Below are 26787 nucleotides of genomic sequence, written 5' to 3' on the forward strand. Positions count from 1 at the left end.
TATGCGAAGATATTTGGGATCAGGCAGACTTAAAGCAATTCCGGGAAAAGTGCGTAGTGGTTTTCCGTCTGGAATTGCGTAAAAACAAAGAGATAGAGCATTTTCGCGATTCGAAGAAAAGCGAAACGGCTCTAGGCGCGCTGCCTGATTTCGCGCCTTATCCCGCTGCTCCAACGATGCGGCCGCGGCCGAGCGCACGGAATACCGTTTGCACGATGCCGGCACGGTCAAGGCCAGCCATGGCGTTCATGGCCTCAGGCTTGGCCTGTTCCATCCAGATATCGGGCATGACCAGCGAGCGGATTTTCAGGCCGCTGTCGAGCAGACCTTCATTGGCAAGGAACTGCATGACCTGACTGCCGAAACCGCCGACCGAGCCTTCCTCGATGGTGATCAGGATCTCGTGATGGGCGGCAAGCTGGCGGATGAGATCGTGGTCGAGCGGCTTGGCGAAGCGTGCGTCCGCAACCGTCGTCGAAAGCCCGGCAGCGTCGAGATCTTCGGCGGCGGCAAGGCTATCGGCCAGGCGCGTACCGAAGGAGAGCAGGGCGACCTTCGTGCCCTGCTTGATGACGCGACCCTTGCCGATTTCGAGGATTTGGCCGCGCTCCGGCAGATCGACGCCGACGCCCTCACCACGCGGATAGCGGAAGGAAATGGGGCCGAGATCATAGGCGGCGGCTGTGCGCACCATATGCTTGAGTTCCGCCTCGTCGGCGGCGGCCATGACGACGAAACCGGGCAGGGTGGCGAGGAATGCGGTGTCGAAGGAGCCGGCATGGGTCGGCCCATCGGCGCCGACGAAGCCGGCGCGGTCGATCGGGAAGCGCACCGGCAGGCCCTGGATCGCCACATCATGCACCACCTGGTCATAGGCGCGTTGCAGGAAGGTGGAGTAAAGGGCAGCAAAGGGCTTGTAACCTTCTGCAGCGAGGCCGGCGGCGAAGGTCACGGCGTGTTGTTCGGCGATGCCGACGTCGAAACAGCGCTTGGGAAAGATTTCCTGCAGCTTGTCGAGGCCGGTGCCGTTCGGCATGGCGGCGGTGATGCCGACGATTTTGTCATCGAGGGTCGCCTCCTGCACCAAAGCGTCCGCAAAGACGCTTGTGTAGCTCGGCGCATTCGGCTTCACCTTCGTCTGTGCGCCGGTGATGACGTCGAACTTGTTGACGCCATGATATTTGTCTGCGGCCGCCTCAGCGGGCGCATAGCCCTTTCCCTTCTGCGTCACGACATGGATCAACACCGGGCCCTGTGCATTGTCACGCACATTGCGCAGCACGGGCAGCAGATGCTCGAAGGAATGGCCGTCGATCGGGCCGATATGGTAGAAGCCCATCTCCTCGAACATGGTGCCGCCGGTCACATACCCCCGTGCGTGCTCGACCGCCCGCGTGATGGCGCGGTCGACCTTCTTACCGAGATAGGCGGTCAGCTTCTTTCCAAAGTCCCGGAAGCCCATATAGGTGCGGCCGGAGGCGAGGCGCGCGAGATAGGCGCTCATCGCTCCCGTCGGCGGGGCGATCGACATATCGTTGTCGTTGAGGATGACGATCAGCCGCGCATCGAGCGCGCCGGCATTGTTCAAAGCTTCATAGGCCATGCCGGCCGACATGGCGCCGTCGCCGATGACGGCGATGACGCGGCGGTCGGCATTATCGAGCTCGGCGGCAACCGCCATGCCGAGACCGGCCGAAATGGATGTCGAGGAATGCGCGGCGCCGAAGGGATCGTATTCGCTCTCGGCCCTGCGCGTGAAGCCGGAAAGACCGTTTTCCTGGCGCAGCGTGCGAATGCGGTCGCGGCGCCCGGTCAGGATCTTGTGCGGATAACACTGATGCCCGACATCGAAGATGAGGCGGTCGTTCGGCGTGTTGAAGACGCTGTGGATTGCAATGGTCAGCTCGACCACGCCGAGGCCGGCACCGAGATGTCCGCCGGTGCGCGACACCGCATCGATCATCTCGTCGCGGACTTCGCGGGCGAGCTGCGGCAATTCCCGGTCCTCCAGCTTTCGCAGGTCGGAAGGATATTGGACCCGGTCCAGCAGGGGCGTCTCTGGCATTTGTGTCAAGGCTGAAGCCTCTTTCTTGCTATTCTTGGGCGGTTGTCCGCCGTTACGTCAAAACAGATTGCGGCAAAAGGCGCCGAATTCAAGGTACTCCCGAACAAGAAACATGTGGGAGTGTTATGAACCCGTTAGCCCTCCGGCAGGGGAATGAACTCTTCCTCGTCGCCCGGCACGATATCGAAGCGGCCCGTGCGCCATTCTTCCTTGGCCTTTTCGATACGCTCCTTGGAGGACGAGACGAAATTCCACCAGATATAGCGCTTCGAATTGAGCGCTGCACCGCCAAAAAGCATGAGATGACAGCCTTTTTCAGCGGCTTCCAGTGTTATCGCATCACCGGGGCGGAAGACGAGAAGCTGATCCTGTTCGAAACGGTCGCCGGCGACGACAAGCGAACCGGAGAGAATATAGACCGCGCGCTCCTCATGTGCCGCCCCAAAAGGAAACGCCGTGTTCGGCTGCAGCTGAAGATCGACGTAGAGTGTGTCCGAGAAGGATTTCACCGGCGACTTGAGCCCTTCGAAATTGCCGATCACCACGCGCCCGGACACGCCACCATCGGCGATTACGGGCAGCTCGTCCTTTTCCGTGTGGGCAAAGGACGGGTCGATCTCTTCCTTGTCGTCGGGCAGCGCCAGCCACGTCTGCAGGCCGGACATGGCGAATGGGTGGTCGCGCAGGTTCTCCGGCGTGCGCTCGGAATGCACGATGCCGCGCCCGGCCGTCATCAGGTTGATATCGCCAGGGCGGATCACCTTGGCGGTGCCGAGGCTATCCATATGACGTATTTCGCCGTCGAACAGATACGTGACGGTGGAAAGGCCGATATGCGGATGCGGGCGCACGTCGAGCGCCTGACCCGGCCGCAAGATGGCAGGCCCCATCCGGTCGAAAAAGATAAACGGCCCCACCAGCCGGCGCCGGCTGCTCGGAAGCGCACGCCGCACGGAGAAACCACCGAGGTCGCTGGTGCGCGGAATGATGAGGTTCTCGATCGCGTCACAGGCGAAGGCGTCGCCGGCCTGGGGATCGTTGCCTGGGAAAAAGGACATATCGGCTCTCCTTTCGGTCGGAACGCAACCTACCGGGCCAACCTACCGGCAATGTCACCCAAACTCAAATTTTCTGGCTTTGTCTCAGGCGCCATCAAGAGCTTCAGTGCCCTGCGGCTTGCCGGCTCGGTCGAGCCTGATCTTCTCGATGCGATTTTCCGCAGCCGAAAGCAGCGCCTCGCAATGCTTCTTCAGCGCTTCGCCGCGTTCATAGATCGAAATGGATTCATCGAGCGCCACGTCGCCGCGCTCAAGCCGTGCAACGATGCTTTCAAGCTCCGCCACGGCCTTCTCGAAGGAATAGCCCGAAACATCTGCCTTGGCGTTCTCGCTCATCGTCAACCTCTCATCATGCGTAGAATATGCATCCCCGCCGACTCGGCAAGGCCTTCCAGATCATAGCCGCCTTCGAGCAGGCTGACGACCCGGTTCTTGGCGCTGCGGTCGGCAATCTCGAGCAGCCGCCCTGTGGCCCAGTCGAAATCCTCGCCGGTCAGGTTCAGCTGCGCCAGAGGATCGCGGTGATGGGCGTCGAAGCCGGCCGAGATGATGATGAGATCGGGGCTGAAGTCGGCGAGCGCCGGTAGGATGCGCGACTTGAAGGCTTCGCGGAAATGATCGCCGCCGGTATTCGGCGAAAGCGGTGCATTGACGATGGTATTGTGCGTGCCACTTTCATCCTTCTTGCCCGTGCCGGGATAGAGCGGCATCTGGTGGGTGGAACAGAAGAGCACCGAGGGATCGTCCCAGAAAATGTCCTGCGTGCCGTTGCCGTGATGCACGTCCCAGTCGACGATGGCGACACGCTCTGCGCCATGCGCCTTTTGCGCGTGGCGGGCGGCGATGGCGGCATTGTTGAAGAAGCAGAAGCCCATGGCTTTGGTCTTCTCGGCATGGTGCCCCGGCGGACGGGCCGCGACGAAGACATTGTCGGCCGCACCGGAGAAGACATCGTCGACCGCCGCCATGGCGCCACCGACGCCATGCATGATCGCCTGCAACGTCTTCGGGCTGGCATAGGTATCGGCTTCCAGCTGGTTGATCTCGCTGTCGTCGCCTTTGTCCGGCATCGAGCGCAGCACGAATTCCAGATGCTCCTCGGGGTGGGCAAGCAGGACCGCATCTTCATGCGCGGCAGGCGCCTTTCGCCGGTCCAGCCGCTCGAAATTCGGATGCTCCAGCGCGATGTTCAGCGATCGCAGCCGATCCGGCCGTTCGGGGTGACCTGCCGGAACGATGTGTTCAAGGAAGATCGGATGTTCGTAAAGACGTGTGCTCATGGGACCAATCTATAAATGAGGTGTGACGCCTATTACAGGACATGGACCATGTCACTACAATGTCAACAATCCATCTTAACCACTTTGGAATGGCGCCCGTTTACTTATCGAAGCGTGGTGTTAAGCTTTCATTAAGGTCAGTATGGCGTCGGCCAGGGTTATTGCGTCATGGCAAGAGTAGAACGATCCGATGTCATCGAGGTAAGGGTGCCGCCGCGCGATGTCGACCGGCACGGCCAGATGTTTATCGCATCCTATATCTCACAGGCAGAGACCGCACTCTCGAACTTCTGGCGCACGCGGCCGCTTGTCGACGATGAGCCCGTCTACATCGCCAAGAAGGTATCCTGTTCGCTGCACCGTGCCTTGCACTATGATGAACTCGCCCGCTACTCGATCAGCGTCAACAAGATCGGCGGCAAGTCGATCGGTTTCGTCGTGGCGGTCGAAACAGGCAACGAACTGGCGGCAGAGGTGGAAATCCTCTGGCTTGCCGTACGCGGCGACGAGCACGACCCCGTGCCGCTGCCGGAAGACACGCGCGACTGGCTCTATAAATATCTGGCCTGAGCCGAACTCTAGTTCCGCTGCGGCAGAATTGGATAGCCGGCCATGACGGCACGGCCGACCAGGGCCGCGACCACAGCCTTGATGATATCTCCCGGCACGAAGCCCAACGATCCCAGAAACGCCTTGCTGAAACCGATGTTGACGGCGAGCCAGGCAATGCCGAACGCGTAAAGCACCGCCACGCCGCCGATAACAGCGGCGATAAAGAAGCCAATTCCCTGCGATAGGCCGTTCTGCTCCGGCTTCACCAATCTCTCGGAGAGATAGCCGGTGACGAAGGCTGCGAAGATCCAGCCGACGAAGAAGCCGGCCGTCGGACCTGCAAAGACAGCAAGGCCGCCGCGACCGCCTGACAGCACCGGCAGTCCGATCGTGACCAACACCACCACCAGCAACACCGCGATTGTGCCACGCTTGGCGCCGAGCACGACGCCGGCAAGCATGACGCCGAGCGATTGCGCCGTGATCGGAACCGGAATGATGCCGATCGGGATCGGCGGCAACAGGCCCAGAGCCACGATGATGGCGGCAAACAGCGCCGAAAGCACGAGATCGCGGGTGTTCATGGCGGTTCCTTCCAACAAAGTCCCATGTTCATTGACGCCGAATGCCGCGCGCGTCAATCGCAGCAGCAATATTGTCCGCATCGCGCAGCGTCAGAATGATCAGCGGCGCGAGCGTGGTTGCGAGGCGAACCTTGATCCCCCGCGCCTGATGCGCTTCGCGGATTGCGCGGTAGCGATCGAGAATCTCGGGGACGAAGCGGATCACGAGGCCGATCGCAAGCCCGATATCGGCGGCTTTGAGCAGGCCAAGCGTTTCGAGCGGCATGGCAAGGGCGGTGATCTCGTCGATGAACGCGGCCATCGATGTCGTCGCCGTCACCGTGGCGGCAAACAGCGCCAGCGCGGTCAATCGCAGCGCCGTAACGATGGCTGCGTGCAGCGGGCCGACGATTGCCGCGAATATGGCGAGGACGGCAATCGAGACGAGGATAGGTCGCAGCCGCTTGAGCGCCTCTGCAACTGGCAGGCCGCTGCGAAGATAAAGGGCGGCACCGACAAAGTTTGCGCAGGCAAGCACTTGGATAGACTGGGCCAGGAACAGCAGGAGGCCGAGTGCGGCAAGCGCAAGCAGCTTCGCACGTGGCGAGAGCCGATGCATCCATGTATCCGCATCCACATGCAGCGTCTGCATCAGCCGGCCATCTCCTTGTAGCGGGCGATAGCCTCCATTGCGGGCGCATCGGCAACAAGCCGGCCCTGGTCGAACAGCAGCACACGCTCGAAATCCTCAAGCAGCGGCAGGTCGTGGCTGATGACGATGACATTCTCTGGAAGCGTTGCCATGGTCTTCTGCACGAGTGCCCGATTCTTCAGATCGAGCTGGTTTGTCGGTTCGTCCAGAATGAGGATATCCGGGCCGGTGACCAGTACCGAGCAGAGTGCGGCCATCTGCAACTCACCGCCGGAAAGCTCATGTGCCCGCCGCGCGCCGAGATGGCTAACGCCAAAACGGTCAAGAATGCTGTCGACCGCTGCCTCGATCTGCGCCTTGTCGTATCCGCGCGCCTTGAGCCCAAAGGCGATGTCGTCGCGCACGATGGGCAGGATGATCTGGTTCTGCGGCGACTGGAAGATATAGCCGACCTTGCCGAGCACTTTGGCAGCGTCACCGACCGTATCGAGCCCGTCGACCACGACCCGCCCGCTCGTCGGCTTGACGAGTCCATTAATCAACCGCGCAAAGGTTGTCTTGCCGGAGCCATTGAGGCCGATCACGCCGATGCGGCGCTCCTGAAGCGTCAGGCTCAGCGGAAACAGCGCAGTACGCTTGCCGTACTCGACGCCGGCATTGTCGAAGCGGATATCCAAGCAGCTTCCCTATTCGATAATGTGATCGCGGAGCTATAGCGCATCGCTCGGATTTATCAAATCAGGGCCTCTTTGAAAGCATGGGAATTTATGCCTATGATCCGCATATGACGAATCTGCTCTCGAATCGTGACGCCCGCCGCGTGTTCCTTGCCAAGCAGGGGCTTGCCAATCCGCCGAACCGCGCCTTGACCAAGGCGGGCCTGCTGCAGCTCATCCACGACATCGGCTTCGTGCAGGTCGATAGCATAGGCACCGTCGAGCGTGCCCATCACCAGATCCTGTTTTCGCGCAACCAGACCTATCGGCGCGAGCACCTGACGGAACTTCTGGAAAAGGACGGCACGCTCTTCGAGAACTGGACGCACGACGCCTCCATTCTGCCGAGCGCTTTCTTCGTCTATTGGAAGCACCGTTTTCGCCGCGAGGAAGTGGCGATCATCGAACGCTGGCGGAAATGGCGCGGCGAGGGGTTCGAGGCGGCTTTCGAGGAAACCTATGAACGCGTGCTGAAGAATGGCGCGATCACCGCCCGTGAGGTGAAGGCGGAGGATCATGTCTCCGGCGGCTGGTGGAATTGGCATCCCAACAAGACAGCGCTCGAATATTTCTGGCGCACCGGCAAATTCGCGATCGCCGGCCGCACCAATTTCCAGAAGGTCTATGACCTCGTGGAGCGCGTGCTGCCGGCCCATTTCCATGAGCCGGAAGTGGAGCATGACGAATTCGTCGACTGGGCCTGCCGCAGCGCGCTGCAGCGTCTCGGCTTTGCGACCTCGGGCGAGATCGCCGCCTTCTGGGATCTGGTGACGCCGCAGGAGGCCAAAAGCTGGGTCGAAACGCATCGCGACGAACTGACCGAAGTGTTGATCGAGCCTGCCGGCGGTGGCAAGCCTCGACCTTCGCTTGCTTTCCTCGACTTTCATGACACGCTCGACAGCCATGCCGAAGCGCCGGCGCGCATCCGTGTCCTCAGCCCCTTCGATCCAACGCTGCGCGATCGCAACCGCACCGAACGCCTGTTCGGCTTCTTCTACCGCATCGAGATTTTTGTGCCCGAGCCGAAGCGTGAATACGGCTATTACGTTTTTCCGCTCTTGGAAGGAGACCGTCTGATTGGACGGATCGATATGAAGGCTGACCGCAAGGCGGGAACGCTTGACGTCAAGCGCCTCTGGCTCGAACCGGGCGTCAAGGCATCGGCCGGTCGGCTGGAGAAGCTGGAAGCCGAACTGGAGCGCGTTGCCCGTTTCACCGGCGTCGAGAAGGTCGTGTTTCTCGAAGGCTGGCGGGGATGACCGCTACTTTTCGAGAGATCGGTGGTGAGCGGCATCCGGGGAACGGCCGCTGATTTTTGGGGACAGCGATCGCATGGATAATGTTCGGATCTTCGACGGGCACAATGATGCCGTCCAGTTCATGCTGGATTATAGACCCGACGGCCGTGATTTTCTGGCGCGGTCCGAGGCAGGGCATCTCGATCTTCCGCGGGCGCTCGAAGGTGGCCTGGCTGGCGGATTGTTTGCGATGTACGCCGCGCCGGAACAAGAACCGGTGGATGATCTGACGATCAATCATGAAGGCTACGAAGTTCGCTATGCTGAAGCTTTGCATTCGGACCATGCCCGCCGGCAAATCGACGGACAGCTTTCGGCCATAGAGAAGCTGATTGGACGTTCGGGCGATAAAATCCGTCTGGCAACGAGCGTCGGCGAGATCGAGGCGGCACGACATGCCGGCGTCTTTGCCGTCGTGCTCCATATGGAAGGCGCCGACGCCATCGGCCCCGATCTCGGTTATCTGGATAGCCTGTACAATGCCGGCCTTCGATCCCTGGGCATCGTCTGGAGCCGCCCTAATATCTTTGGTTACGGCGTTCCGTTCGCCTATCCGAGATCGCCAGATACTGGACCCGGCCTCACGGATTTGGGAAAGAATCTGGTCAGAAGGTGCAACGAACTGGGGATCATGGTCGATGTTTCCCATCTGAACGAGCGCGGATTTTGGGATGTCGCCGCATTGAGCACGGCTCCGCTCGTCGCCACCCACGCCTGCGCCCATGCCATATGTCCATCGACCCGAAACCTCAACGATCGGCAATTGGATGCCATCCGCGATACAGGCGGCGTCGTCGGGCTGAATCTTGCCGTCAACGATATCCGCGCGGATGCCAATCTTGACGAGGACACCCCGCTCGACGCCGTTATTCGCCAGATCGATTACCTCATCGCTCGCGTTGGGCCCGAGGGGGTCGCTCTGGGATCGGATTTCGATGGTGCGGTCATGCCCCGCGAGATCAAGGACGCAAGCGGCTTGCCGCGTCTCCTTGACGCCATGCGCCAAAGTGGTTTCGACGAGCTGACCTTGCGAAAATTCGCCTATAACAATTGGCTTCGCGTGTTCAGCCTCACATGGCCGGATCGATCATGAGCTTTGTCACCTCTCCCTTGAGAGGACAGAGCTAACTAAGTCCAATAGGCGGAAGAGCACCCGAGGAGGAGAGTTCATTGTCGTCGCTGATTCTAAAAGGCCGCAATGTCAGGCTCCGCCCGCCATGTGCCGAGGACGCCGATGAGCGCCTCCTCTTGGGCACCAATGCCGATATCGCGGAAATGTATGGCGTCAACAAGGAGGATATCAAGCCCATCACTCGGGAGGCTGCGGTCAGATGGGTTCAGGGTATTGCCGATCACCCCCACGCATGGGTTATCGAGATCAAGGGCGCCTTTGCCGGCGTGATCAGATTGGACAACGTCAATCCCCAGGACAAGCGTGCGACGATGGCGATCGGGATTTATGATCCGGCGTTGCTTGGCAAAGGCTTTGGCACGGAAGCGATCATGCTTCTACTGTGTCATGCTTTCGGCGAGATGGGGCTGCACCGCATCGGAATACGCGTGCTCGCCTACAATCAGCGTGCCATCCGCGCCTATGAGAAATGCGGCTTCGTTGTCGAGGGAAGGGAGCGGGAGACGGCCTATGTCAACGGCAGCTGGCACGATGACATCATGATGGGGCTGCTCGATCGCGAATTTTCGGCACCTTCCCCGTGAAGGGGGGAGGTCGCCGCAAAGCGGCGGGTGGGGGTGACAATTGTTTGGCTACAAACATCGACGCGATCACCCCACCCCGGAGCGCTACTCCGACCCTCCCCATCAAGGGGAGGGTTAAAGATCAGCAGATCTCCGTCTTGGCGATCTTGATCCCGAAACCTTCCAGGCCGACATAGTGCCGCTCGCGGCTGGTGAGCAGCTTGATCGAGCTGACGCCGAGATCCTTCAGGATCTGAGCACCGAGGCCGATTTCCAGCCATTCGCTATCCCGCGTCTGCGCTTCGGCATGCGCCTCGCGGCCGGCCTGGCGCGATTTGCGGCCGTTGTCGAAATGGCCGACGCCGACAGAGCCCTCACGCAGATAGACGATGATGCCGCGGCCCTCTTCGGCGATCTTTTTCATGTAGAAATCGACCGGGCTATTCTTGCCGAAAATATCCTCGGCAACGTTCTCCGGATGCAGGCGGACCGGAATGTCGATACCGTCGCGGATGTCGCCGAAGACGACGGCGAGGTGCTGCATCGGGTCCCAGGGCAGGGAATAGGTATGGGCGCGCGCCTTGCCGAAGGGCGTCTCGACGTCGAAGCTGGCGCCGAGTTCGATCAGCGTTTCCTTGCGCTGGCGATAGGCGATGAGGTCGGCGACGGAGACGAGCTTCAGCCCGTGCTGCTCGGCGAAGCTTATCACCTGCTGACCGCGCGTCACCGTGCCGTCGTCATTGACGAGCTCGCAGATGACGCCGATCGGCGGCAGGCCTGCAAGCTTGCAGAGGTCGACGGCTGCTTCCGTATGGCCGGAACGCATCAGCACGCCACCTTCGCGCGCGACGAGCGGGAAAATGTGGCCGGGGCGGACGAAATCCGTGGGGCCGACATTCGGGTTGGCGAGGTTGCGAACCGTCAGCGTCCGGTCGTCGGCGGAAATACCCGTCGTCGTGCCGTGCTTGAAATCGACGGAGACGGTGAAGGCCGTCGTGTGGGCGGAATCGTTTTCCGCGACCATGGCGTTGAGGTTCAGCCGCTTGGCCTCCTCGCGCGGCATCGGCGTGCAGACGATGCCGGAGGTGTGGCGAACGATGAAGGCCATCTTGTCGGGCGTGCAGTGAACGGCGGCAACGATCAGGTCGCCTTCGTTCTCGCGGTCGTTATCATCCATGACGACGACGATCTCGCCGGCCTCGAAGGCCCTGATGGCATCGACAACACGCTTCTGGTCGTAAGGCATCTCGAAATTCCTATCTCTCTCGGCCCGTCTGGCCGCGATCCCTCAGATAATGGTCGGCAACGGCGCAGGCAACCATGGCTTCGCCGATCGGCACGGCGCGAATGCCGACGCATGGATCGTGGCGGCCCTTGGTGCGCACATCGACATTGCGGCCATCGGCATCGATCGATTGACGCTCCGTCAGGATCGACGAGGTCGGCTTGATGGCGAAGCGCGCGACCACCGGCTCGCCGGTGGATATGCCGCCCAGAATGCCGCCTGCGTGATTGGAGAGGAAGATACGCTTGCCGTCATTGCCCATGCGCATTTCGTCGGCATTTTCTTCGCCGGTCAGTTCTGCGGATGCGAAGCCTTCACCGATTTCGACGCCCTTGACGGCGTTGATCGACATCAGCAGCGAGGCGATGTCCTGATCGAGCTTGCCGTAGATCGGCGCGCCGAGACCGGCGGGCACGCCTTCGGCCACGACCTCGACAACGGCCCCGACCGAGGAGCCGGCCTTGCGGATGCCGTCGAGATACTCTTCCCACACCGGCACGATTTCCGGATCAGGTGCAAAGAAAGGATTTTGGTCGACCTGAGCCCAGTCCCAATTGGCACGGTTGATCTTATGCTTGCCGATCTGCACCAGCGCGCCACGGATGGTCACGCCGGGCACGACGAGACGGGCGATGCCGCCGGCGGCAACACGCGCTGCTGTCTCGCGGGCCGAGGAGCGGCCGCCGCCACGATAGTCGCGAATGCCGTATTTGACGTCATAGGTATAGTCGGCATGGCCGGGACGATAGCGTCGGGCGATTTCGCCATAATCCTTCGAACGCTGGTCGGTATTCTCGATCAGCATCGAGATCGGCGTTCCGGTCGAGATCATCGTCTCGCCGTCCTCATCGAGCATGACGCCCGACAGAACCTTCACGAGATCGTCCTCGCGCCGCTGCGTGACGAAGCGCGATTGCCCCGGCTTGCGCTTGTCGAGCCAGGTCTGAATGTCCTGCAGCTTGAAACGGAGGCCCGGAGGGCAGCCGTCGACGACGCAGCCGAGCGCCGGGCCGTGGCTTTCGCCCCAGGTGGTGACGCGGAAGAGGTGACCGAATGTATTATGCGACATGTAAAACGACCGGATTAGCGCAGCCTGACGGCAGGCCGCGTCTTGTCACTTGCAATTGCGGCCCACTCATAGGCCAAAATGCCGACAAGACAAAATCTTTCTTTCAGTTGCCTCGGAAACGGCGCTGAGCCTTTTTCCTCCTCAAGCATCGGCATGGTAAACAAAGATTAATCCGAATTGTGGATTGTGACGATGCATTCACCAATTGGGCGAGCCAAGCCACTATTGGGGGCAACTTCTGCCATATTCGACGTGTTTTCTGCATCGCATAAGAAATCACAATCAAATTGACCTGAAGGGTAACGACGATGCGCTTTTTTGTAGCGACGCTTTTGGCCACGGCAAGCCTGCTTGCTCCTGTCGCTGGTTTTGCTGAGAGCGCGGATGTCGAGGCCGTCATCAAGAAGGTCGATGCGAAGAACTTCAATATCACGCTGGATGACGGCAAGAGCTATCAGGTGCCGGAGGATTTCGATTTCAGCGGCCTCCAGGCTGGTGTGAAGGTCGTGGTCTTCTATACGGAAGTCGACGGCAAGCGCGTCGTCAACGATCTGGATATCGTCCAATAAACCCAAGCTTCGCCAGGCACTCACCCGGCTCGGGTGAAATCCAGAGCTTTCGATTGATCGATTTTAAGCGTTCTCCGAAATAACGGTCCTCGGCCTAATCCCAAACCGGGGATGCGGATAAAAAGTTGGACTAATTTATACAGTTAGGCCAAGGCTTTCTCGATATTCGACTGGACTGCGTGAGCCCAGTGATAATTTGATGCGCTTTTCATTGTACCATCGGATGTAGGCATCAACCTCGCGGACAAACTGCTCGATTGTGATGCTCTTCCAGTCTCGAGGGTAGAAGAGTTCCGTTTTCAATCGGCCGAAGAAGCCTTCGCACGCTGCATTATCCTGTGAACAGCCCTTGCGGGACATTGAACGAACCAGCTTCGCATCGCTGATCCGAGTGAGCCAGCCGGGCCAGCGATAATGCGCTCCACGATCCGAATGGACGATTGTTCCGCCTTCGGCATCGGTAACTGTGTCAATAGCGGCGTCCAGCATCGTGTTGACTAGCCCAGCATCAGGTTGCGTTCCAATCGACCAACTGATCACCATGCCATCGAAGCAATCTATGATAGGCGAGAGATACACTTTACCGGCTGGGATCTGGAATTCGGTGATGTCCGTGAGCCATTTCTCGTTCGGTGTTTTTGCATGGAAGTCGCGGTTGATCAGGTTCTCAGGTGCAGGACTGATTTCTCCCAAGTACGAGCCAAAACGCCGTCGCCGTGGTCTGGCGGCGACCAGGCACTCCTGTTTCATCAATCGCTGCACAACCTTTTCCGAGATTGTCACACTCTGCCTGGCCAGAGACGCCTGCAGTCTACGATAGCCGTAGCAGCGATGGTTGCTCTCGAAGATTTCCGCCAGGCTGCGACGGATGGTGACGTACTTGTCTTCCAGGTTCGCTCGGGCGCGATGGTAGAAGTAGGAGCTTCGCGCAATTCCCAACTGCACAAGCAGTTCTGGCAATCGATAGATATCTTTGAGGGCGTCAACCAGCTGTGTCTTCTCCCGATTACTCAGGAGTTGCAGATCGACGCCCAGGCCTTTTTTTAGGAGTTCATTGGCCTTCTTCAGCAGATCATGCTCGAGCTGCAATTGGCGGACATCGCGTTGGAGGGCCTCAAGCTGTCGCTCGAGTTCCTCGCGCTCACGTGCCGGTGCAGAGGTTTTGCGGCGTTTCATCGATGAGGCAGCCTCATGACCGAGTAGCTGATTTCTCCAGTTGTACAACGTCGGTCTGCATACGCCTAGCCGGTCGGCTACTTGTTGGCCACTTTCCTCTCCACTGCAAAGCCCGATGACACCAACCTGCTTCAAGGCCTCGGGATAGGCCGGACGCCAGGATCGACCAGTCATCGAAGTCCTCGCCTCCGGAAACGCCTCTCGAACCCATGCCGTCAGAGTCCCCCGACCTGGATAGCCCAACGCTCTCATCGTTGAAGAGATACAGCGATCGTGAGTGCGGTAGTGGTCAAGCGCCGCCTGCTTCTCGGCCTCAGAAAATTTCGGCGCTCGAGCCACGCTGCGAACCCGCACGTCGAGATGCTGCTCGTACTCGCGGTACCAGCTCTTCAGGGCGTTCTTGGTCGGATAACCCAACTGCCGGATAGTCGCCTTAACCCGCTTGCCGAGCTTGAGATAAAGCTCCACTGCGCGAAGTCTGTCTGCGTAGGAATACATGAACTACCTCCTGGTGGTCCAAGTTTTCGTCCGCATCCCCACCGCGTTACATCCAGCCGATAATCTTCATTTCCGGACCGACTTTCAGGATCTGGTCCTGATGGATGGGGATTTCGGCCGCCTCTTCCTTTTCGACATCCCCGATCAGGCGAAACAGCGTGCGTATGACGCCGCCATGGGTGACGCAGACTGTCGGGCGGTCGATGGACGTCAGCCAGGCGCCAACGCGCCAGGAGAGGATTTCGTAGCTTTCGGCATCATCGCCGGGCGGGATGAAATCCCATTTGTTGGCCTTGCGCTCGGCAAGACGGTCAGGCTCGGTCGCCTTCAATTCCTTGAGGGTAAAGCCTTCCCAGGCCCCGAAGGACACCTCGACCAATCGGTCGTCGGTGCTGTAGTCCTTGGGCGGCAGGCCCATGGCCTGACGAACGATTTCCATGGTTTCGCGGGTGCGCCGCAACGGGCTTGCGACGAAATCGAAGGGGATGTTTTCGAAGGCAAGGATTTCCGCAAGATCGATGCCGTTCTGCCGCGCCTGTTCGCGGCCGATGGCATTCAGATCGATATCCTTCTGCCCTTGCAGCCGGCGCTCGGCATTCCAGTCGGTCTGACCGTGGCGTATCACATAGAGGATGGGCGACACGGTCAGATTCCTGTTGGTCAGTCCTTCGCGACGGAAATGTCGGGCGCGTCCACGGCCTTCATGCCGACCGTATGGTAGCCGGAATCGACGTGATGGATTTCGCCGGTCACGGCCGTCGACAGATCCGACAGCAGATAGAGGGCGGAATTGCCGACTTCGTCGATCGTGACGGTCCGCTTCAGCGGCGCGTTGTACTCGTTCCACTTCAGGATGTAGCGGAAATCGCCGATGCCAGAGGCTGCGAGTGTCTTGATCGGGCCTGCCGAGATCGCGTTGACGCGAATGCCGCGGCTGCCGAGATCGACTGCGAGGTAGCGCACGCTTGCTTCGAGAGCGGCCTTGGCAACACCCATGACGTTGTAATGCGGCATGACCTTCTCGGCACCGTAATAGGTGAGGGTGATCATGGAGCCGCCGTCATTCATGATTCGCTCGGCACGCTGCGCAACCGCCGTGAAGGAATAGACGGAGATGTCCATCGTCTTCGTGAAATTGTCACGGCTGGTATCGAGATAACGGCCGGTCAGCTCGTCCTTGTCGGAGAACGCGATGGCGTGCACGACGAAATCGATCTTGCCCCATTTCGCCTCGAGCGTGTCCATGACGGCATCGATCGTTGCCGGCTCGGTCACGTCGCAATGGCCGGCCATGAAGGCGCCGAGCTCCTGAGCGAGCGGCTCGACGCGCTTCTTCAGGGCATCGCCCTGCCACGTCAATGCGATTTCGGCTCCGGCATCCGAGCAGGCCTTGGCAATACCCCACGCTATCGAACGGTTGTTTGCTACGCCGAGGATGACGCCGCGTTTGCCTGCCATGAGGCCAGTGGCTTGAGCCATATTATGCTCCCTTGAACTTTAGATGAACCTGCCTATGGCATAGGCCGACCCCCGGTTCAAGCATCGTAAAGATCATCAACTGTTAGGGATCGTAACAAAGGGTGCTGTTGTCACCAAAATTTCACAGGAAAAGCCCTTCGCGCATACTCCGCATGAGATCCGTGACCTTGTCGTCGGGTTTTTCCCAGAGCATCAGCCGCAATTCGACAATGAGATCGCCTTTTGCGCCATTGCCGTCCGGCAATCCCTCACCGGAAATGCGAATGATCTGATCCGAACCGGACCATGCCGGCACCGTGATCCGGACCGGCCCGTTCAATCCCTCGACGGTTGTCTCGCAGCCAAGGACCGCATTTTCGATGCTGACGGGCAATATGGTGCGCACATCGCTGCCCTCGAGCGTGAAGCGCCCGTCGGTCGACAGATGCACAGTGACGGCGACATCGCCGCGCAGCATGCCATGCAGTTTCAGCCCCTGGCCCTTGAGGTGCAGCACCTGACCGTTGGAGATATCCGTCGTTGCCTGAAAGCGCGCCTCGCGGCCATCGGGCAGCGGCACGATGATCCAACGGCTCTTCAGCATGTCGTCGAGCGTCACCGTGGCTTCGGCAGCGACCTCCGGGGTTTTTTCCGGTGGCTTTTCGGGTACAGTGCCGCCCGTGATGCGCCGCACCAGGGAGCCGAGGATGCCGAAGGCCGAGCGCGAGCCGGCCGACGCGGAGACCGCTGCGTACTGCTCTTCTTCCATCTGCAGCTCTTCCGATGCTGCGGTAGTGGGCTGTTCCCGCGGCTTTTCCGCCTGTTGTGCGCCGACATCAGCCGTGGCTTGTGCCTGCTGCGCCTGGCCGGTCTTCACTCCGAAAATACGCTCGACCATATCTTCCGGCGATTCGGCGGCATTACCATGTTGGCCGGATGCCGCCGAGGCTGCTGCCTTGCGGGCATTGGCCCGGGCGAGCTCTTCCATGATCTTGTCGGCATTGGCACGCGCGGCCTTGGCTCGTTCGGCGGCCTCCCGTGCCGCCTGCCGCTGCTGTATGATCGTCTGTTCCTGGCTCTGGCCCTTCGCCTCGGCCATACGCGCGATCTGATCGTAACGGCTGCGCTTCTGGGGATCCTTCAACGTCTCGTAAGCACGGCCGATTTCGGCAAATCGCTCCGATGCCGTCGGATCGCCAGGATTGTGATCGGGATGAGCAGTCTTTGCCAGATTGCGCCAGGCGGATTTGATTTCGTCCGCCCCTGCATCCTTCCTAACGCCCAGCACCTTATACGGATCCCGCATCTTTCCCGCCATCATTCGTGGGTGTGCCCAGCCCCATCGCGGCACCCCAAGCAAAGAACCAATTGATAGCGCTTCGCCGTCCCGCCTCCTGTCATGGGAGGCAAGGGTGATGCGCCGATGAGCCGATCCTGCGGGAAGAGTTGCTAATCAGGCGTTACGGCGGAGAGGGGCAGCAGATCCCCATTTCGGGGCATGGTTAGCCAATCGCTAACAGGCGGTGCCAAAATCGCAGTCGGACGGAGAGCGCAGATGTCAACATCACGCGTACGGAAGCAAAAATGTTTTGGAGGCGATGGAAACAGGAGAAAGGCGATCAGCCTGCCTGCTGGAAGCTCAGCAACTGCCATTCGCCGAGGCCGACAAGGCAAGTCCTGCCGGAGAAGTTGGCAACGCCCTGATAGGAATGCCGGCTCGTGCGGAATTGGCGGCAGACCACGCCGGATGCATTGCTTTCGACAATCGTGTCGATGACGCCGGCGCTGCCGGTCGAGGTGTTTGCCCAGGGTATAGGCTGTCCGTTGAGCTTATTGAGATCCGCCGAGGTGACGGCATTGCGCACCGTGGTCTCGTCGGAGATGCTGTCCGCTGTCACCGGTGCCGTCGGCACGGTTCCCGTCGATACGCTGCGATCCACTTTGGCCGAGCTCAGGTAGTCCATGCCGCCGCCGACGCAGCCGCCAAGGGTGAAAAGGGAGATGAGGGCGACAGCCATCGTCACGCCTTTTGCAAGCTTGCGCTTTGTATGAACGATCGACTTTGCTATGACTTCCACCCGAACTTCTTGGCCAGCCAGAGAGGCCGGCGGTTATTAGGAATTGCGGAGCTTTTGAATTAATATGTCGGAAAACGAGTTAACAAGCGGTGACTTCACCGAGCAGAATGAACCTTTCAGTCTCTTTGCGTCCTGGCTGCGTGAGGCGGAGACCACCGAACCGAACGATCCGAATGCGGTAGCGCTGGCAACGGTGGATAAGGATGGTTTGCCAAATGTCCGCATGGTTCTTCTGAAAGGTTTCGATAGCGACGGATTCGTATTCTATACAAATTTCGAGAGCCAGAAAGGCCAAGAAATTCTTTCCCAGAAGAAAGCCGCCATGTGTTTCCACTGGAAGTCGCTGCGCCGCCAGGTGCGTTTGCGTGGCCTGGTTGAAGTGGTGAGCGATAAGGAAGCCGACGAGTATTATAAGACAAGGCCTCGCGGCAGCCGCATCGGGGCATGGGCTTCAAAGCAGTCGCGACCGCTGGAGGGCCGCTTCGCGCTGGAAAAGGCCGTCGCCGAATATACCGCCCGTTACGCGATCGGCGATATTCCGCGCCCGCCTTACTGGTCCGGATTCCGCATCCGGCCGCTGTCGATCGAATTTTGGCACGACCGCCAGTTCCGCCTGCACGATCGTATCGAATTTCGTCGCGATATGCCTGAAGGCGCCTGGCAAAAGGTGCGGATGTATCCGTAAACCTTATGCAGGCTCCCGGCGCCCCATCAGCCGCATGGGGATGCCGGATGCAAGTGCCGACGCATAGCGGGGCTTCTGGTAATGGCCGTTCAGCGATAGCCGCGGCAGCAGCAGCGGTGCATTGCCGTTTGTCGTCGTGATCGTGCCGGGGCGCGTGGTGACGCCGACAGAAAAGCCAAGCTCTGCCGCAAGCCGACCTTCGCGCGGCGCGGCGGCTTCGTTCGTGCCATAGGGGTAGGCGATTGTGGTGGGCCGCTTTCCGGTGATGTCGGCGACATAATCGGCGGAGAGTGCTATTTCCGCGGCCGCCTCCGCCTCGGGGAGCCTTGCCAATGCCCGATGGCTCACCGTATGAGCGCCGAGCGAGGCAAGGGGATGGCGTGCCAGCTGCCGCAATTCGTTCCGATCCATGATCGATGCGCGGACGATGTCGAGTGGTTCCAGGCCATTACGCCGGGCAAGCTCATCGATCCGGCCGACGGCTTCGCTTTCTTCGTCGCTGTGGACGAAAGCGGCGAAGCGGGCGAATGCGGCATGCTTCTGGCTGTCTTTGCCGAGCGGCAGAAACTCGTCTCCCGATCCGAAATCGAATGTCACCCGATCCAGCCGGCCAAGCAGTTCAGCCAGCGTCTCCCACCATATGCTATGGGTTCGCTCCGAAAGCCCCTGGGCGACGAAGACGGTGAAAGGCACATTGTGGCGCGCAAAGATCGGCAGGGCATAATCGAGATTGTCCCGGTTGCCGTCGTCGAGCGTGAAGGCGACGAAGGGTAGTCTGCCGGCAGCCTCGTTTGCCCGTGACGGAAGAGCGTCGAGTGCAATGAACTCGTAACCGTCCTGTTTCAGCCGGACGATCGCCTGATCGAGAAAGTCGGGCGAGACCTCCAGATGCGCATTGGGCGCAAAACGGCGGGGGAGGGCAGGGCGGACGTGATGAAGGGTGAAGATAGTGCCGAGGCCGGCAACGTCGCGCATCAGCCCCGCACCCTTCAAGATTGCGGCAGCTTCCAGTCCGCTTGAGATCATCGTGCGCTTGAGGCGGACCTTGATGCCCTGTTCCATGCGGCTCGACCCGGTTGACCAATGTCAACGCTGTAGCGCATCCCCGTTAAACCTTACTGAATCTTTGTCATAATTTCCAATGCGTTAATGCTTATTTTACCAGGAAAGGCAAAATTGGAGAACTATCGAGGCTGTTGCCTCAATATCGCACCGGTATCAGGCTTTTTGTCGCAAAATCATACAGGGATTGATGCGGTGTGTCGGCATTCTTTCGGTTGGGGACAATTATGAAACGACTTCTGATGGCTTTGTCTGCGGCCGTCTTGCTGTTGAGCGCTCCCGTGGCGAGCTTCGCTGGCAGCGCCTATTTCATCATGGATGCAAAGACCGGCAACGTGCTGGCATCCAGCAATGCGGATGACCTCAACCATCCGGCATCGCTGACCAAGATGATGACGCTGTACATGACCTTCGAGGCGATCCATCGCGGCAAGCTGAGCTGGAATACCAGGATCCCGGTTTCGCGTTTCGCCTCTGCCAAGCCGCCCACCAAGTTGGGTCTCAAGCCCGGTGGTACGGTGACCGTCCGCGAAGCCGTCGATGGCATGATCATCAAGTCTGCCAACGATGCCGCCACCGCCATGGCGGAAGCGCTTGGCGGCAGCGAAAGCGGCTTTGCGCGGATGATGACGCAGAAGGCGCGCGAACTCGGCATGCGCCGCACCACCTTCCTGAATGCCTCGGGCCTTCCGAACATGCAGCAGTGGACGACAGCGCGAGATATGTCGACGCTTGCCGTCGCGCTCATCAACAACTATCCCCAGGAATACCGGCTCTTCTCGCAGACGAGCTTTAACTACCGCGGCCATTACGTGCGCGGCCATAACAATCTGATGTATCGCTATGAAGGCATGGACGGTATCAAGACCGGCTATACCAATGCCTCCGGCTTCAACCTCGTCAGCGCCGTGCGCCAGGGCAATCGCCGCGTGATCGGCGTCGTCATGGGCGGCGCTACCGCGCGTGGCCGCGATGCGATGATGGCGTCGCTGCTGGACCGCTATGTGCCCAAGGCAGCCCCCGCCGCGACATCGCGCCTGATGGCGAGCGTCGGCGGTGGCAAGATGGCCAAGCAGGTCGAAGTGGCGTCTGCATCGGACGATGTTGCCGTGGATGTCGATACGCAGACCACCGCAGCCACCCCGCGCAAACGCGCGGAGGTCGTTCCGATGGCATTCGCTGCCGCCTCGAACGTCACCGTGCCCATGGATCGCCCGGCTGCGATGGACGAGATCCTGGTCGATAACAAGCAGACGGCAACCGCCAGCAAGCCGGTCGTATCCGGAAGCTGGCAGGTGCAGATCGCCGCGACGCCGACCGCCCAGGCTGCAAAGGATCTTCTCTCGGAAGCGAAGTCCAAGGCCGGCAATGCGCTCGCCAATGCCTCGCCCTATACCGAGGCCGTCGGCAAGGGTGCCAGCACGGTCTATCGCGCCCGCTTCACCGGCTTTGCAAGCCGTGACGATGCGAGTTCGGCTTGCTCCGCTTTGAAGCGGAAGGACTTCGATTGCATGCTGCTACCAAGCAAGGGCTGAGCATAATCTTGAATTGGATAAACGCGAGCCGGCGGAGCGATCTCCGCCGGCTCGACTTTTTGGCGGGAATCGTTCATTGATATCTAGAACATAAAGGGAACGATTTCGATGCTGAAAGAACTGATGGAGCAATTCGAAATGGCTTCGGCACGCTACGCCGCCGATAACGGCATGGAGCGTGACGACGATTGGTTCGTGCTGAAACTTCAGGAGGAGATGGGCGAGCTGATCCAGATCTGGAACAAGGTCACCGGCCGTGGACGGCGCAAGGGCATGAGCGATGCGGAACTGGCAACCGCACTTGCCGACGAAACGGCCGATGTGCTCGGCCACATTCTCTTATTCGCGCATCGCAACGGCCTGGACTTGACGGCTGCGGTGGAGCGCAAATGGCGTTTTCGTCCCGAGGCGTGATAAGCGCCTCAAGAACGATTAGGTCTTGGTGCCGCCCACCGTGATCTGGTCCATCCTCAGATGCGGCTGGCCGACGCCGACCGGAACCCATTGCCCTGCCTTGCCGCAATTGCCGATGCCGGTATCGAGCTTCATGTCGTTGCCGATCATCGAAACGCGCTTCATCGCATCCGGCCCATTGCCGATCAGCATTGCACCTTTGATCGGCGCGCCGACCTTGCCGTCCTCGATGAGATAGGCTTCGGTGCAGCCGAAGACGAATTTGCCTGAGGTGATATCCACCTGACCGCCGCCGAAGGAGACGGCATAGATGCCCTTCTTCACCGAGGCGATGATTTCTTCCGGCGTCTTGTCGCCGCCGAGCATATAGGTGTTGGTCATGCGCGGCATCGGCGTATGGGCATAGCCCTGGCGGCGGCCGTTGCCGGTCGCCTTCATGCCCATCAGCCGGGCATTCTGCCGGTCCTGCATGTAGCCGACCAGCTTGCCGTTCTCGATGAGGACATTATAGGCCGAAGGCGTGCCTTCGTCGTCGACCGTAATCGAGCCACGGCGGTTCTCGATCGTGCCGTCATCGACGACGGTGACGCCGGGAGCGGCCACCATCTGGCCAAGCAGGCCGGCGAAGGCCGATGTCTTCTTGCGGTTGAAGTCGCCTTCGAGCCCATGCCCGACGGCTTCGTGCAGCATGACGCCCGGCCAGCCGGAGCCGAGCACGACGTCCATCGTACCGGCAGGCGCCTCGCTCGCCTCCAGATTGACAAGCGCCTGACGCAAGGCCTCGTCGGCGCCGTGGTGCCAATTGTCTTCTGTGACGAAATCTCCGAAGCCGATCCGGCCGCCGGTGCCGAAGGAGCCGGATTCCTGCCGGTCGCCGTCACCCACGATCACGGAGATATTGACACGCGTCATCGGCCTCACATCGCGAACGCGATGACCGTCAGCGCGCAGAATGTCGACCACCTGCCAGCTTGCGGCGATGGATGCCGTCACCTGGCGGACCTTGGCGTCCTTGTCGCGCAGATAGCTGTCGATCCGCTGCAGGAGCTTTGCCTTCTCCTCGAAGCTCGGCGTGCCGATCGGGTTCTCGTCGCCATAGAGCACCTTGTTGGTGCGCTGGGGCGCGGCCGCGTAGGAGCCGGCATAGCCCGATGTCACCGCGCGCACCGCATCGGCGGCGCGCTTCAATGCAGCCTCGGAAAGATCACCCGCATGGGCATAGCCCACCGCTTCGCCGGCGACGGCGCGAAGGCCGAAGCCCTGCTCGGTATTGAAGCTGCCACCCTTCATCCGGCCGTTGTCGAATGTGAGCGATTCCGCCTGGACATGCTCGACGAAGAGCTCGCCGTCATCGGCGCCGGAAAGAGCTTCGGCAACGATGCCGCGCAGCTTGGCTTCATCGGCATCGAAAAGTGTAAGGAGATCGGTATTCATGGATCAGGTGCTCCGTTCAGAGCCGATGTAGGCTTCGCACCGCGCAAGAGCAAGCCCATCCGGTCAGGGAAGGGCGTCGTAGCCGTCCGCAAAGCCCTTCAAATCCACAGGGATGCCGATGCCTTCTTCCGGCGACTGGAAGACGATGAAGGTTGCCGTGGCGCCGCTGCGCAGCGTCTTCAGCAACTGGTCCTCCAGCACGACTTCGGCGTAGCAGCCGTCGGAGAAGCAGCGCACGAAATAGGCGCGGCCGATATCCTTGCCGTCGATATTGAGGCCGAGACCGTTTGGCAGCAGCACGCCGAGCGGCGCCAGCACGCGCAGGATCTTGGACTTGCGGTCAGCCGTCTTCAGCACGACGACGGACAGACCGATTTCCGGACGATCCTCGGCGATCACGTTCTGCATCAGCGCACACTGCTCGGTCGCGGCACCTGCCGGCTTGTCGCAAACGACGGACCATGCACCGTGGCTGGACCGGACCGTACCCGGCGGTTGCGGAACCTGGCTGGTCGGAACTTGCTGCGTATGCGGCTGCTGCTGGCCCGGCTGGTCCGGCTGCAACTGTTGGGTCTGCTGCGCCGGCGGCTGAGTCTGCTGGCCCTGCTGCGCCCATGCGGGTGCGGCAACTGCGGCAGCGACGCTGCCGGTAACGAGCAAAAGCCGGGCGAGGGAACGAAAACCCATGGAAACCTCTAGATTCGAATCAGTGCCGCTATTGTTGAAGCCCAGGCCGGCAAATGAAAAGCCCCGGCTGCTGGATTCCAACCGACTACGGCGGAAATACGACGTCTACTCCATTTTGTCCCGGCGGCGCCATGGACCGCGATGCAATTTTTCGTATGATGATGAAATGCTTGTCATGTCCGCGACAAGCATGGGGGGATATTCGCGCAAAAATGCCGCACTAACAAATGTCGTGAGTTGTTGCGGAGCACCCCAAACTGTGGTTTGAAGCGCAATGGATTGTAGGGATACTGCGTTTGAGGAAGATCTGGGATCAAACGCTGGAGGGAGAGACATCGTGATGAAAAGAGCTTACGCGGCTCTGGCGGCTATGATCTGTCTGCTTTTTGCGACGGGTAGCTACGCCGATCAGCCGAGACCTTGGGAAACCGGTATGCAGCAGGCGGCAACCGGCAACATGCATCAAATCCGCTGGTTTGAGGCATACACGCTTTGGTTTATCATTCCGATCACGCTGCTTGTTCTGGTCCTGCTGGTGGTGGTCATGGTCAAGTTCCGGGCGTCCAAGAACCCGGTTCCGTCCAAGACGAGCCACAACACGCTGGTCGAAGTCATCTGGACCATCGGACCGGTCCTCATTCTTCTCTTCCTGGCTATTCCCTCCTTCAATCTTCTGACCGATCAGCTGACCTTCCCGGAAAAGACGGATGTCACCGTCAAGGCGACGGCGACGCAATGGCAGTGGAATTATGAATATGAGGGCAGTGGCGCGGCGCCGCTCGCCTTCGATTCCTTCATGCTGAAGGAGCAGGACCGCGCCGCCGCCGGCAAGGACGACAAGTCGAAATATCCGCGGCTGCTCGCCGTCGATAACGAAATGGTCGTTCCCGTCGGCAAGAACGTGCGCCTTCTCATCACTGCCGCACCGACCGACGTCATCCATTCCTTCGCCTTGCCTGCATTTGGTGTCAGGATTGACGCCATTCCGGGCCGTCTGAACGAAACCTGGTTCAATGCCGACCGCGAAGGCCTGTACTATGGACAGTGTTCCGAGCTCTGCGGCAAGGATCACTCTTTCATGCCGATCGCCATCCGTGTCGTCTCCGACGATCAGTACAAGCAGTGGCTTGCCGCTGCTGCAACCGATGTCGGCAAGGCGAACAAGGCTCTGATGGCCGCCGTCGATCAACCGACGACCGTCAAGGTCGCGGAAAACACGGCGAAGTAAGAGGGTAGGAACAATGGCTGGATCCAAGGCACACGACGATCACTCGCATGATCTTCACGACGCCCACGCGCACGACGATCATCACGCACACAAGCAGACTTTCGCCGAACGTTGGCTGTTTTCGACGAATCACAAGGACATCGGCACGCTCTATCTGATCTTCGCGATCTTTGCGGGCGTGATCGGCTTCCTCCTCTCCGTTGCCATCCGCATGGAGTTGCAGGAGCCCGGCATCCAGATCTTCAGCGGTCTGGCGTCGATGGTCTATGGCTTTTCGGGCGATGCCGCCATCGATGGCGGCAAGCAGATGTACAACGTCTTCGTCACCGCCCACGCGCTGATCATGATCTTCTTCATGGTCATGCCGGCGATGATCGGCGGCTTTGCCAACTGGATGGTGCCGATCATGATCGGCGCGCCGGATATGGCTTTCCCGCGCCTCAACAACATCTCCTTCTGGCTGCTCGTTCCGGCTTTCCTGCTGCTCATCCTCTCGATGTTCGTCGAAGGCCCGGCAGGCGCTTACGGCGCGGGCGGCGGCTGGACGATGTATGTGCCACTGTCAGGCACGGTCGGCCATCCCGGCCCGGCGATTGATCTGGTCATATTCGCGCTGCATATTGCGGGCGCTTCGTCGATCCTCGGTGCGATCAACTTCATCACCACGATCCTGAACATGCGCGCTCCCGGCATGACGCTGCACAAGATGCCGCTGTTTGCCTGGTCGGTTTTGATCACCGCATTCCTGCTGCTTCTGTCACTCCCGGTTCTCGCCGGCGCCATCACCATGCTGTTGACCGACCGCAATTTCGGCACGACCTTCTTTGCGCCGGAAGGCGGCGGTGATCCGCTGCTCTACCAGCACCTCTTCTGGTTCTTCGGCCATCCGGAAGTCTACATTCTGATCCTGCCCGGTTTCGGCATGATCAGCCACATCATCTCGACCTTCTCGCGCAAGCCGATCTTCGGTTATCTCGGCATGGCCTACGCCATGGTCGCGATCGGCGCCGTCGGCTTCGTCGTCTGGGCCCACCACATGTATGTGACCGGCCTGTCGCTCGACACGCAGCGTTACTTCGTCTTCGCGACGATGGTCATCGCGGTTCCGACTGGTGTTAAGGTCTTCTCGTGGATCGCGACGATGTGGGGCGGTTCCATCGAGTTCCGCACGCCGATGATCTGGGCACTCGGCTTCATCTTCCTGTTCACGCTCGGCGGCGTCACCGGCGTCCAGCTTGCCAATGCCGGCCTCGACCGCGAACTGCATGCGACTTACTTCGTTGTGGCACACTTCCACTATGTTCTGTCGCTTGGCGCCGTCTTCGCCATCTTCGCCGCCTGGTACTACTGGTTCCCGAAGATGACCGGCTACATGTACAACGAGCGGATCGGCAACTGGCACTTCTGGATCACCTTCGTCGGTGTGAACATGGTGTTCTTCCCGCAGCACTTCCTGGGTCGTGCGGGCATGCCGCGCCGCTACATCGACTATCCGGATGCCTATGCCGGCTGGAACTTCGTCTCCTCCATCGGCTCCTATGTCGCAGCCGTTGGCCTTTGCTTCTTCTTCTGGGGCGTTATAGATGCCTTCGCAAAGAAGCGCGTCGCAGGCGATAATCCCTGGGGTGAGGGCGCAACCACGCTCGAGTGGCAGCTGTCGTCGCCGCCGCCTCACCACCAGTGGGAAGAGCTGCCGCGCATCAAGTAGCTCATTTCCGGACGCCGTGATA

General features: G+C 60.2%; 27 protein-coding genes. 10 read left to right on the forward strand and 17 right to left on the reverse strand.

Going from position 1 to position 26787, the window contains the following annotated elements; translation table 11 throughout:
• Nucleotides 1-157: 157 nt before the first annotated feature.
• From dxs to RTCIAT899_RS04400, 4 genes are all read right to left on the reverse strand, one after another.
• Nucleotides 158-2074 (reverse strand): 1-deoxy-D-xylulose-5-phosphate synthase, encoded by a 1917-nt coding sequence (gene dxs, locus RTCIAT899_RS04385; RefSeq protein WP_015339023.1) that lies wholly within the window; start codon nt 2072-2074, stop codon nt 158-160.
• Between the two features lie 125 nt (nt 2075-2199).
• Nucleotides 2200-3123 carry a pirin family protein gene (locus tag RTCIAT899_RS04390; RefSeq protein WP_015339024.1) on the reverse strand — a complete coding sequence of 308 codons (924 nt, stop codon included), beginning with the start codon at nt 3121-3123 and terminating at the stop codon, nt 2200-2202.
• A gap of 84 nt (nt 3124-3207) precedes the next feature.
• On the reverse strand, nt 3208-3459 hold the full coding sequence (locus RTCIAT899_RS04395; RefSeq protein WP_015339025.1) for an exodeoxyribonuclease VII small subunit: 252 nt from the start codon (nt 3457-3459) through the stop codon (nt 3208-3210).
• 2 nt (nt 3460-3461) lie between these two features.
• Nucleotides 3462-4403, reverse strand: coding sequence for a histone deacetylase family protein (locus tag RTCIAT899_RS04400; RefSeq protein WP_015339026.1), 942 nt, complete (start codon nt 4401-4403; stop codon nt 3462-3464).
• 168 nt (nt 4404-4571) lie between these two features.
• Here RTCIAT899_RS04400 and RTCIAT899_RS04405 point away from each other — a divergent pair, with 168 nt between their 5' ends.
• Nucleotides 4572-4973, forward strand: coding sequence for an acyl-CoA thioesterase (locus tag RTCIAT899_RS04405; protein ID WP_041677253.1), 402 nt, complete (start codon nt 4572-4574; stop codon nt 4971-4973).
• A gap of 8 nt (nt 4974-4981) precedes the next feature.
• Here RTCIAT899_RS04405 and RTCIAT899_RS04410 read toward each other — a convergent pair whose 3' ends face one another.
• Genes RTCIAT899_RS04410 through RTCIAT899_RS04420 form a run of 3 tightly spaced genes read right to left on the reverse strand, consistent with a single transcriptional unit; the run spans nt 4982 to nt 6847 of the window.
• Entirely contained in the window at nt 4982-5539 is a 558-nt protein-coding gene (locus RTCIAT899_RS04410) for a biotin transporter BioY (protein WP_015339028.1), read from the reverse strand.
• 28 nt (nt 5540-5567) lie between these two features.
• Entirely contained in the window at nt 5568-6170 is a 603-nt protein-coding gene (locus RTCIAT899_RS04415; RefSeq protein ID WP_015339029.1) for an energy-coupling factor transporter transmembrane component T family protein, read from the reverse strand.
• Nucleotides 6170-6847 (reverse strand): energy-coupling factor ABC transporter ATP-binding protein, encoded by a 678-nt coding sequence (locus RTCIAT899_RS04420; protein ID WP_015339030.1) that lies wholly within the window; start codon nt 6845-6847, stop codon nt 6170-6172. Before RTCIAT899_RS04420 ends, RTCIAT899_RS04415 begins: the two co-directional genes overlap by 1 nt.
• A gap of 107 nt (nt 6848-6954) precedes the next feature.
• Between RTCIAT899_RS04420 and RTCIAT899_RS04425 the strand changes: the two genes are divergently transcribed.
• From RTCIAT899_RS04425 to RTCIAT899_RS04435, 3 genes are all read left to right on the forward strand, one after another.
• On the forward strand, nt 6955-8145 hold the full coding sequence (locus RTCIAT899_RS04425) for a winged helix-turn-helix domain-containing protein (protein WP_041677817.1): 1191 nt from the start codon (nt 6955-6957) through the stop codon (nt 8143-8145).
• Nucleotides 8146-8218: 73 nt separating this feature from the next.
• Nucleotides 8219-9277 carry a dipeptidase gene (locus RTCIAT899_RS04430; protein WP_015339032.1) on the forward strand — a complete coding sequence of 353 codons (1059 nt, stop codon included), beginning with the start codon at nt 8219-8221 and terminating at the stop codon, nt 9275-9277.
• 77 nt (nt 9278-9354) lie between these two features.
• On the forward strand, nt 9355-9900 hold the full coding sequence (locus RTCIAT899_RS04435; RefSeq protein ID WP_041677255.1) for a GNAT family N-acetyltransferase: 546 nt from the start codon (nt 9355-9357) through the stop codon (nt 9898-9900).
• A 121-nt stretch (nt 9901-10021) separates the two neighbouring features.
• Here the strand turns inward: RTCIAT899_RS04435 and ribB are convergent, their stop codons facing one another.
• Together ribB and aroC are read right to left on the reverse strand one after the other, a co-directional pair.
• Nucleotides 10022-11125: a 3,4-dihydroxy-2-butanone-4-phosphate synthase gene (ribB, locus tag RTCIAT899_RS04440; RefSeq protein ID WP_015339034.1), complete on the reverse strand. Its 1104-nt coding sequence runs from the start codon at nt 11123-11125 to the stop codon at nt 10022-10024.
• A gap of 10 nt (nt 11126-11135) precedes the next feature.
• Complete coding sequence (aroC, locus tag RTCIAT899_RS04445; protein ID WP_015339035.1) at nt 11136-12233, reverse strand: chorismate synthase; 1098 nt, start codon at nt 12231-12233, stop codon at nt 11136-11138.
• A gap of 308 nt (nt 12234-12541) precedes the next feature.
• On the opposite strand from aroC, the gene RTCIAT899_RS04450 reads away from it, so the two are divergent.
• Nucleotides 12542-12802, forward strand: a complete 261-nt coding sequence (locus RTCIAT899_RS04450) for a DUF1344 domain-containing protein (RefSeq protein WP_015339036.1) — start codon at nt 12542-12544, stop codon at nt 12800-12802.
• Nucleotides 12803-12937: 135 nt separating this feature from the next.
• On the opposite strand, the gene RTCIAT899_RS04455 is transcribed toward RTCIAT899_RS04450, so the two are convergent.
• The 5 genes from RTCIAT899_RS04455 to RTCIAT899_RS04475 form a co-directional block, all read right to left on the reverse strand.
• On the reverse strand, nt 12938-14476 hold the full coding sequence (locus tag RTCIAT899_RS04455; RefSeq protein WP_015339037.1) for an IS3 family transposase: 1539 nt from the start codon (nt 14474-14476) through the stop codon (nt 12938-12940).
• A gap of 46 nt (nt 14477-14522) precedes the next feature.
• Nucleotides 14523-15119 carry a histidine phosphatase family protein gene (locus RTCIAT899_RS04460; protein ID WP_015339038.1) on the reverse strand — a complete coding sequence of 199 codons (597 nt, stop codon included), beginning with the start codon at nt 15117-15119 and terminating at the stop codon, nt 14523-14525.
• 17 nt (nt 15120-15136) lie between these two features.
• Complete coding sequence (gene fabI / locus RTCIAT899_RS04465) at nt 15137-15955, reverse strand: enoyl-ACP reductase FabI (RefSeq protein WP_015339039.1); 819 nt, start codon at nt 15953-15955, stop codon at nt 15137-15139.
• Between the two features lie 121 nt (nt 15956-16076).
• Entirely contained in the window at nt 16077-17240 is a 1164-nt protein-coding gene (locus RTCIAT899_RS04470) for a DnaJ domain-containing protein (RefSeq protein WP_041677257.1), read from the reverse strand.
• 313 nt (nt 17241-17553) lie between these two features.
• Nucleotides 17554-18012, reverse strand: coding sequence for an RT0821/Lpp0805 family surface protein (locus tag RTCIAT899_RS04475; RefSeq protein WP_015339041.1), 459 nt, complete (start codon nt 18010-18012; stop codon nt 17554-17556).
• Between the two features lie 64 nt (nt 18013-18076).
• Here RTCIAT899_RS04475 and pdxH point away from each other — a divergent pair, with 64 nt between their 5' ends.
• On the forward strand, nt 18077-18697 hold the full coding sequence (pdxH, locus tag RTCIAT899_RS04480) for a pyridoxamine 5'-phosphate oxidase (protein WP_015339042.1): 621 nt from the start codon (nt 18077-18079) through the stop codon (nt 18695-18697).
• A gap of 3 nt (nt 18698-18700) precedes the next feature.
• Here pdxH and RTCIAT899_RS04485 read toward each other — a convergent pair whose 3' ends face one another.
• Entirely contained in the window at nt 18701-19759 is a 1059-nt protein-coding gene (locus tag RTCIAT899_RS04485; RefSeq protein ID WP_015339043.1) for a polysaccharide deacetylase family protein, read from the reverse strand.
• A 227-nt stretch (nt 19760-19986) separates the two neighbouring features.
• Here RTCIAT899_RS04485 and RTCIAT899_RS04490 point away from each other — a divergent pair, with 227 nt between their 5' ends.
• Together RTCIAT899_RS04490 and RTCIAT899_RS04495 are read left to right on the forward strand one after the other, a co-directional pair.
• Nucleotides 19987-21294 (forward strand): D-alanyl-D-alanine carboxypeptidase family protein, encoded by a 1308-nt coding sequence (locus RTCIAT899_RS04490; RefSeq protein WP_041677258.1) that lies wholly within the window; start codon nt 19987-19989, stop codon nt 21292-21294.
• Nucleotides 21295-21402: 108 nt separating this feature from the next.
• Complete coding sequence (locus tag RTCIAT899_RS04495) at nt 21403-21708, forward strand: nucleoside triphosphate pyrophosphohydrolase family protein (protein ID WP_015339045.1); 306 nt, start codon at nt 21403-21405, stop codon at nt 21706-21708.
• A gap of 18 nt (nt 21709-21726) precedes the next feature.
• Here RTCIAT899_RS04495 and tldD read toward each other — a convergent pair whose 3' ends face one another.
• Both tldD and RTCIAT899_RS04505 read right to left on the reverse strand, forming a co-directional pair.
• Complete coding sequence (gene tldD / locus RTCIAT899_RS04500; protein WP_015339046.1) at nt 21727-23142, reverse strand: metalloprotease TldD; 1416 nt, start codon at nt 23140-23142, stop codon at nt 21727-21729.
• A gap of 63 nt (nt 23143-23205) precedes the next feature.
• Nucleotides 23206-23829 (reverse strand): invasion associated locus B family protein, encoded by a 624-nt coding sequence (locus tag RTCIAT899_RS04505; protein ID WP_041677818.1) that lies wholly within the window; start codon nt 23827-23829, stop codon nt 23206-23208.
• Between the two features lie 340 nt (nt 23830-24169).
• Here RTCIAT899_RS04505 and coxB point away from each other — a divergent pair, with 340 nt between their 5' ends.
• Nucleotides 24170-25057 carry a cytochrome c oxidase subunit II gene (gene coxB / locus RTCIAT899_RS04510; protein WP_041677259.1) on the forward strand — a complete coding sequence of 296 codons (888 nt, stop codon included), beginning with the start codon at nt 24170-24172 and terminating at the stop codon, nt 25055-25057.
• Between the two features lie 13 nt (nt 25058-25070).
• Nucleotides 25071-26765 (forward strand): cytochrome c oxidase subunit I, encoded by a 1695-nt coding sequence (gene ctaD / locus RTCIAT899_RS04515; RefSeq protein ID WP_015339049.1) that lies wholly within the window; start codon nt 25071-25073, stop codon nt 26763-26765.
• Nucleotides 26766-26787 lie beyond the last annotated feature (22 nt).

This window comes from Rhizobium tropici CIAT 899, assembly GCF_000330885.1.
Lineage (GTDB): Bacteria > Pseudomonadota > Alphaproteobacteria > Rhizobiales > Rhizobiaceae > Rhizobium > Rhizobium tropici.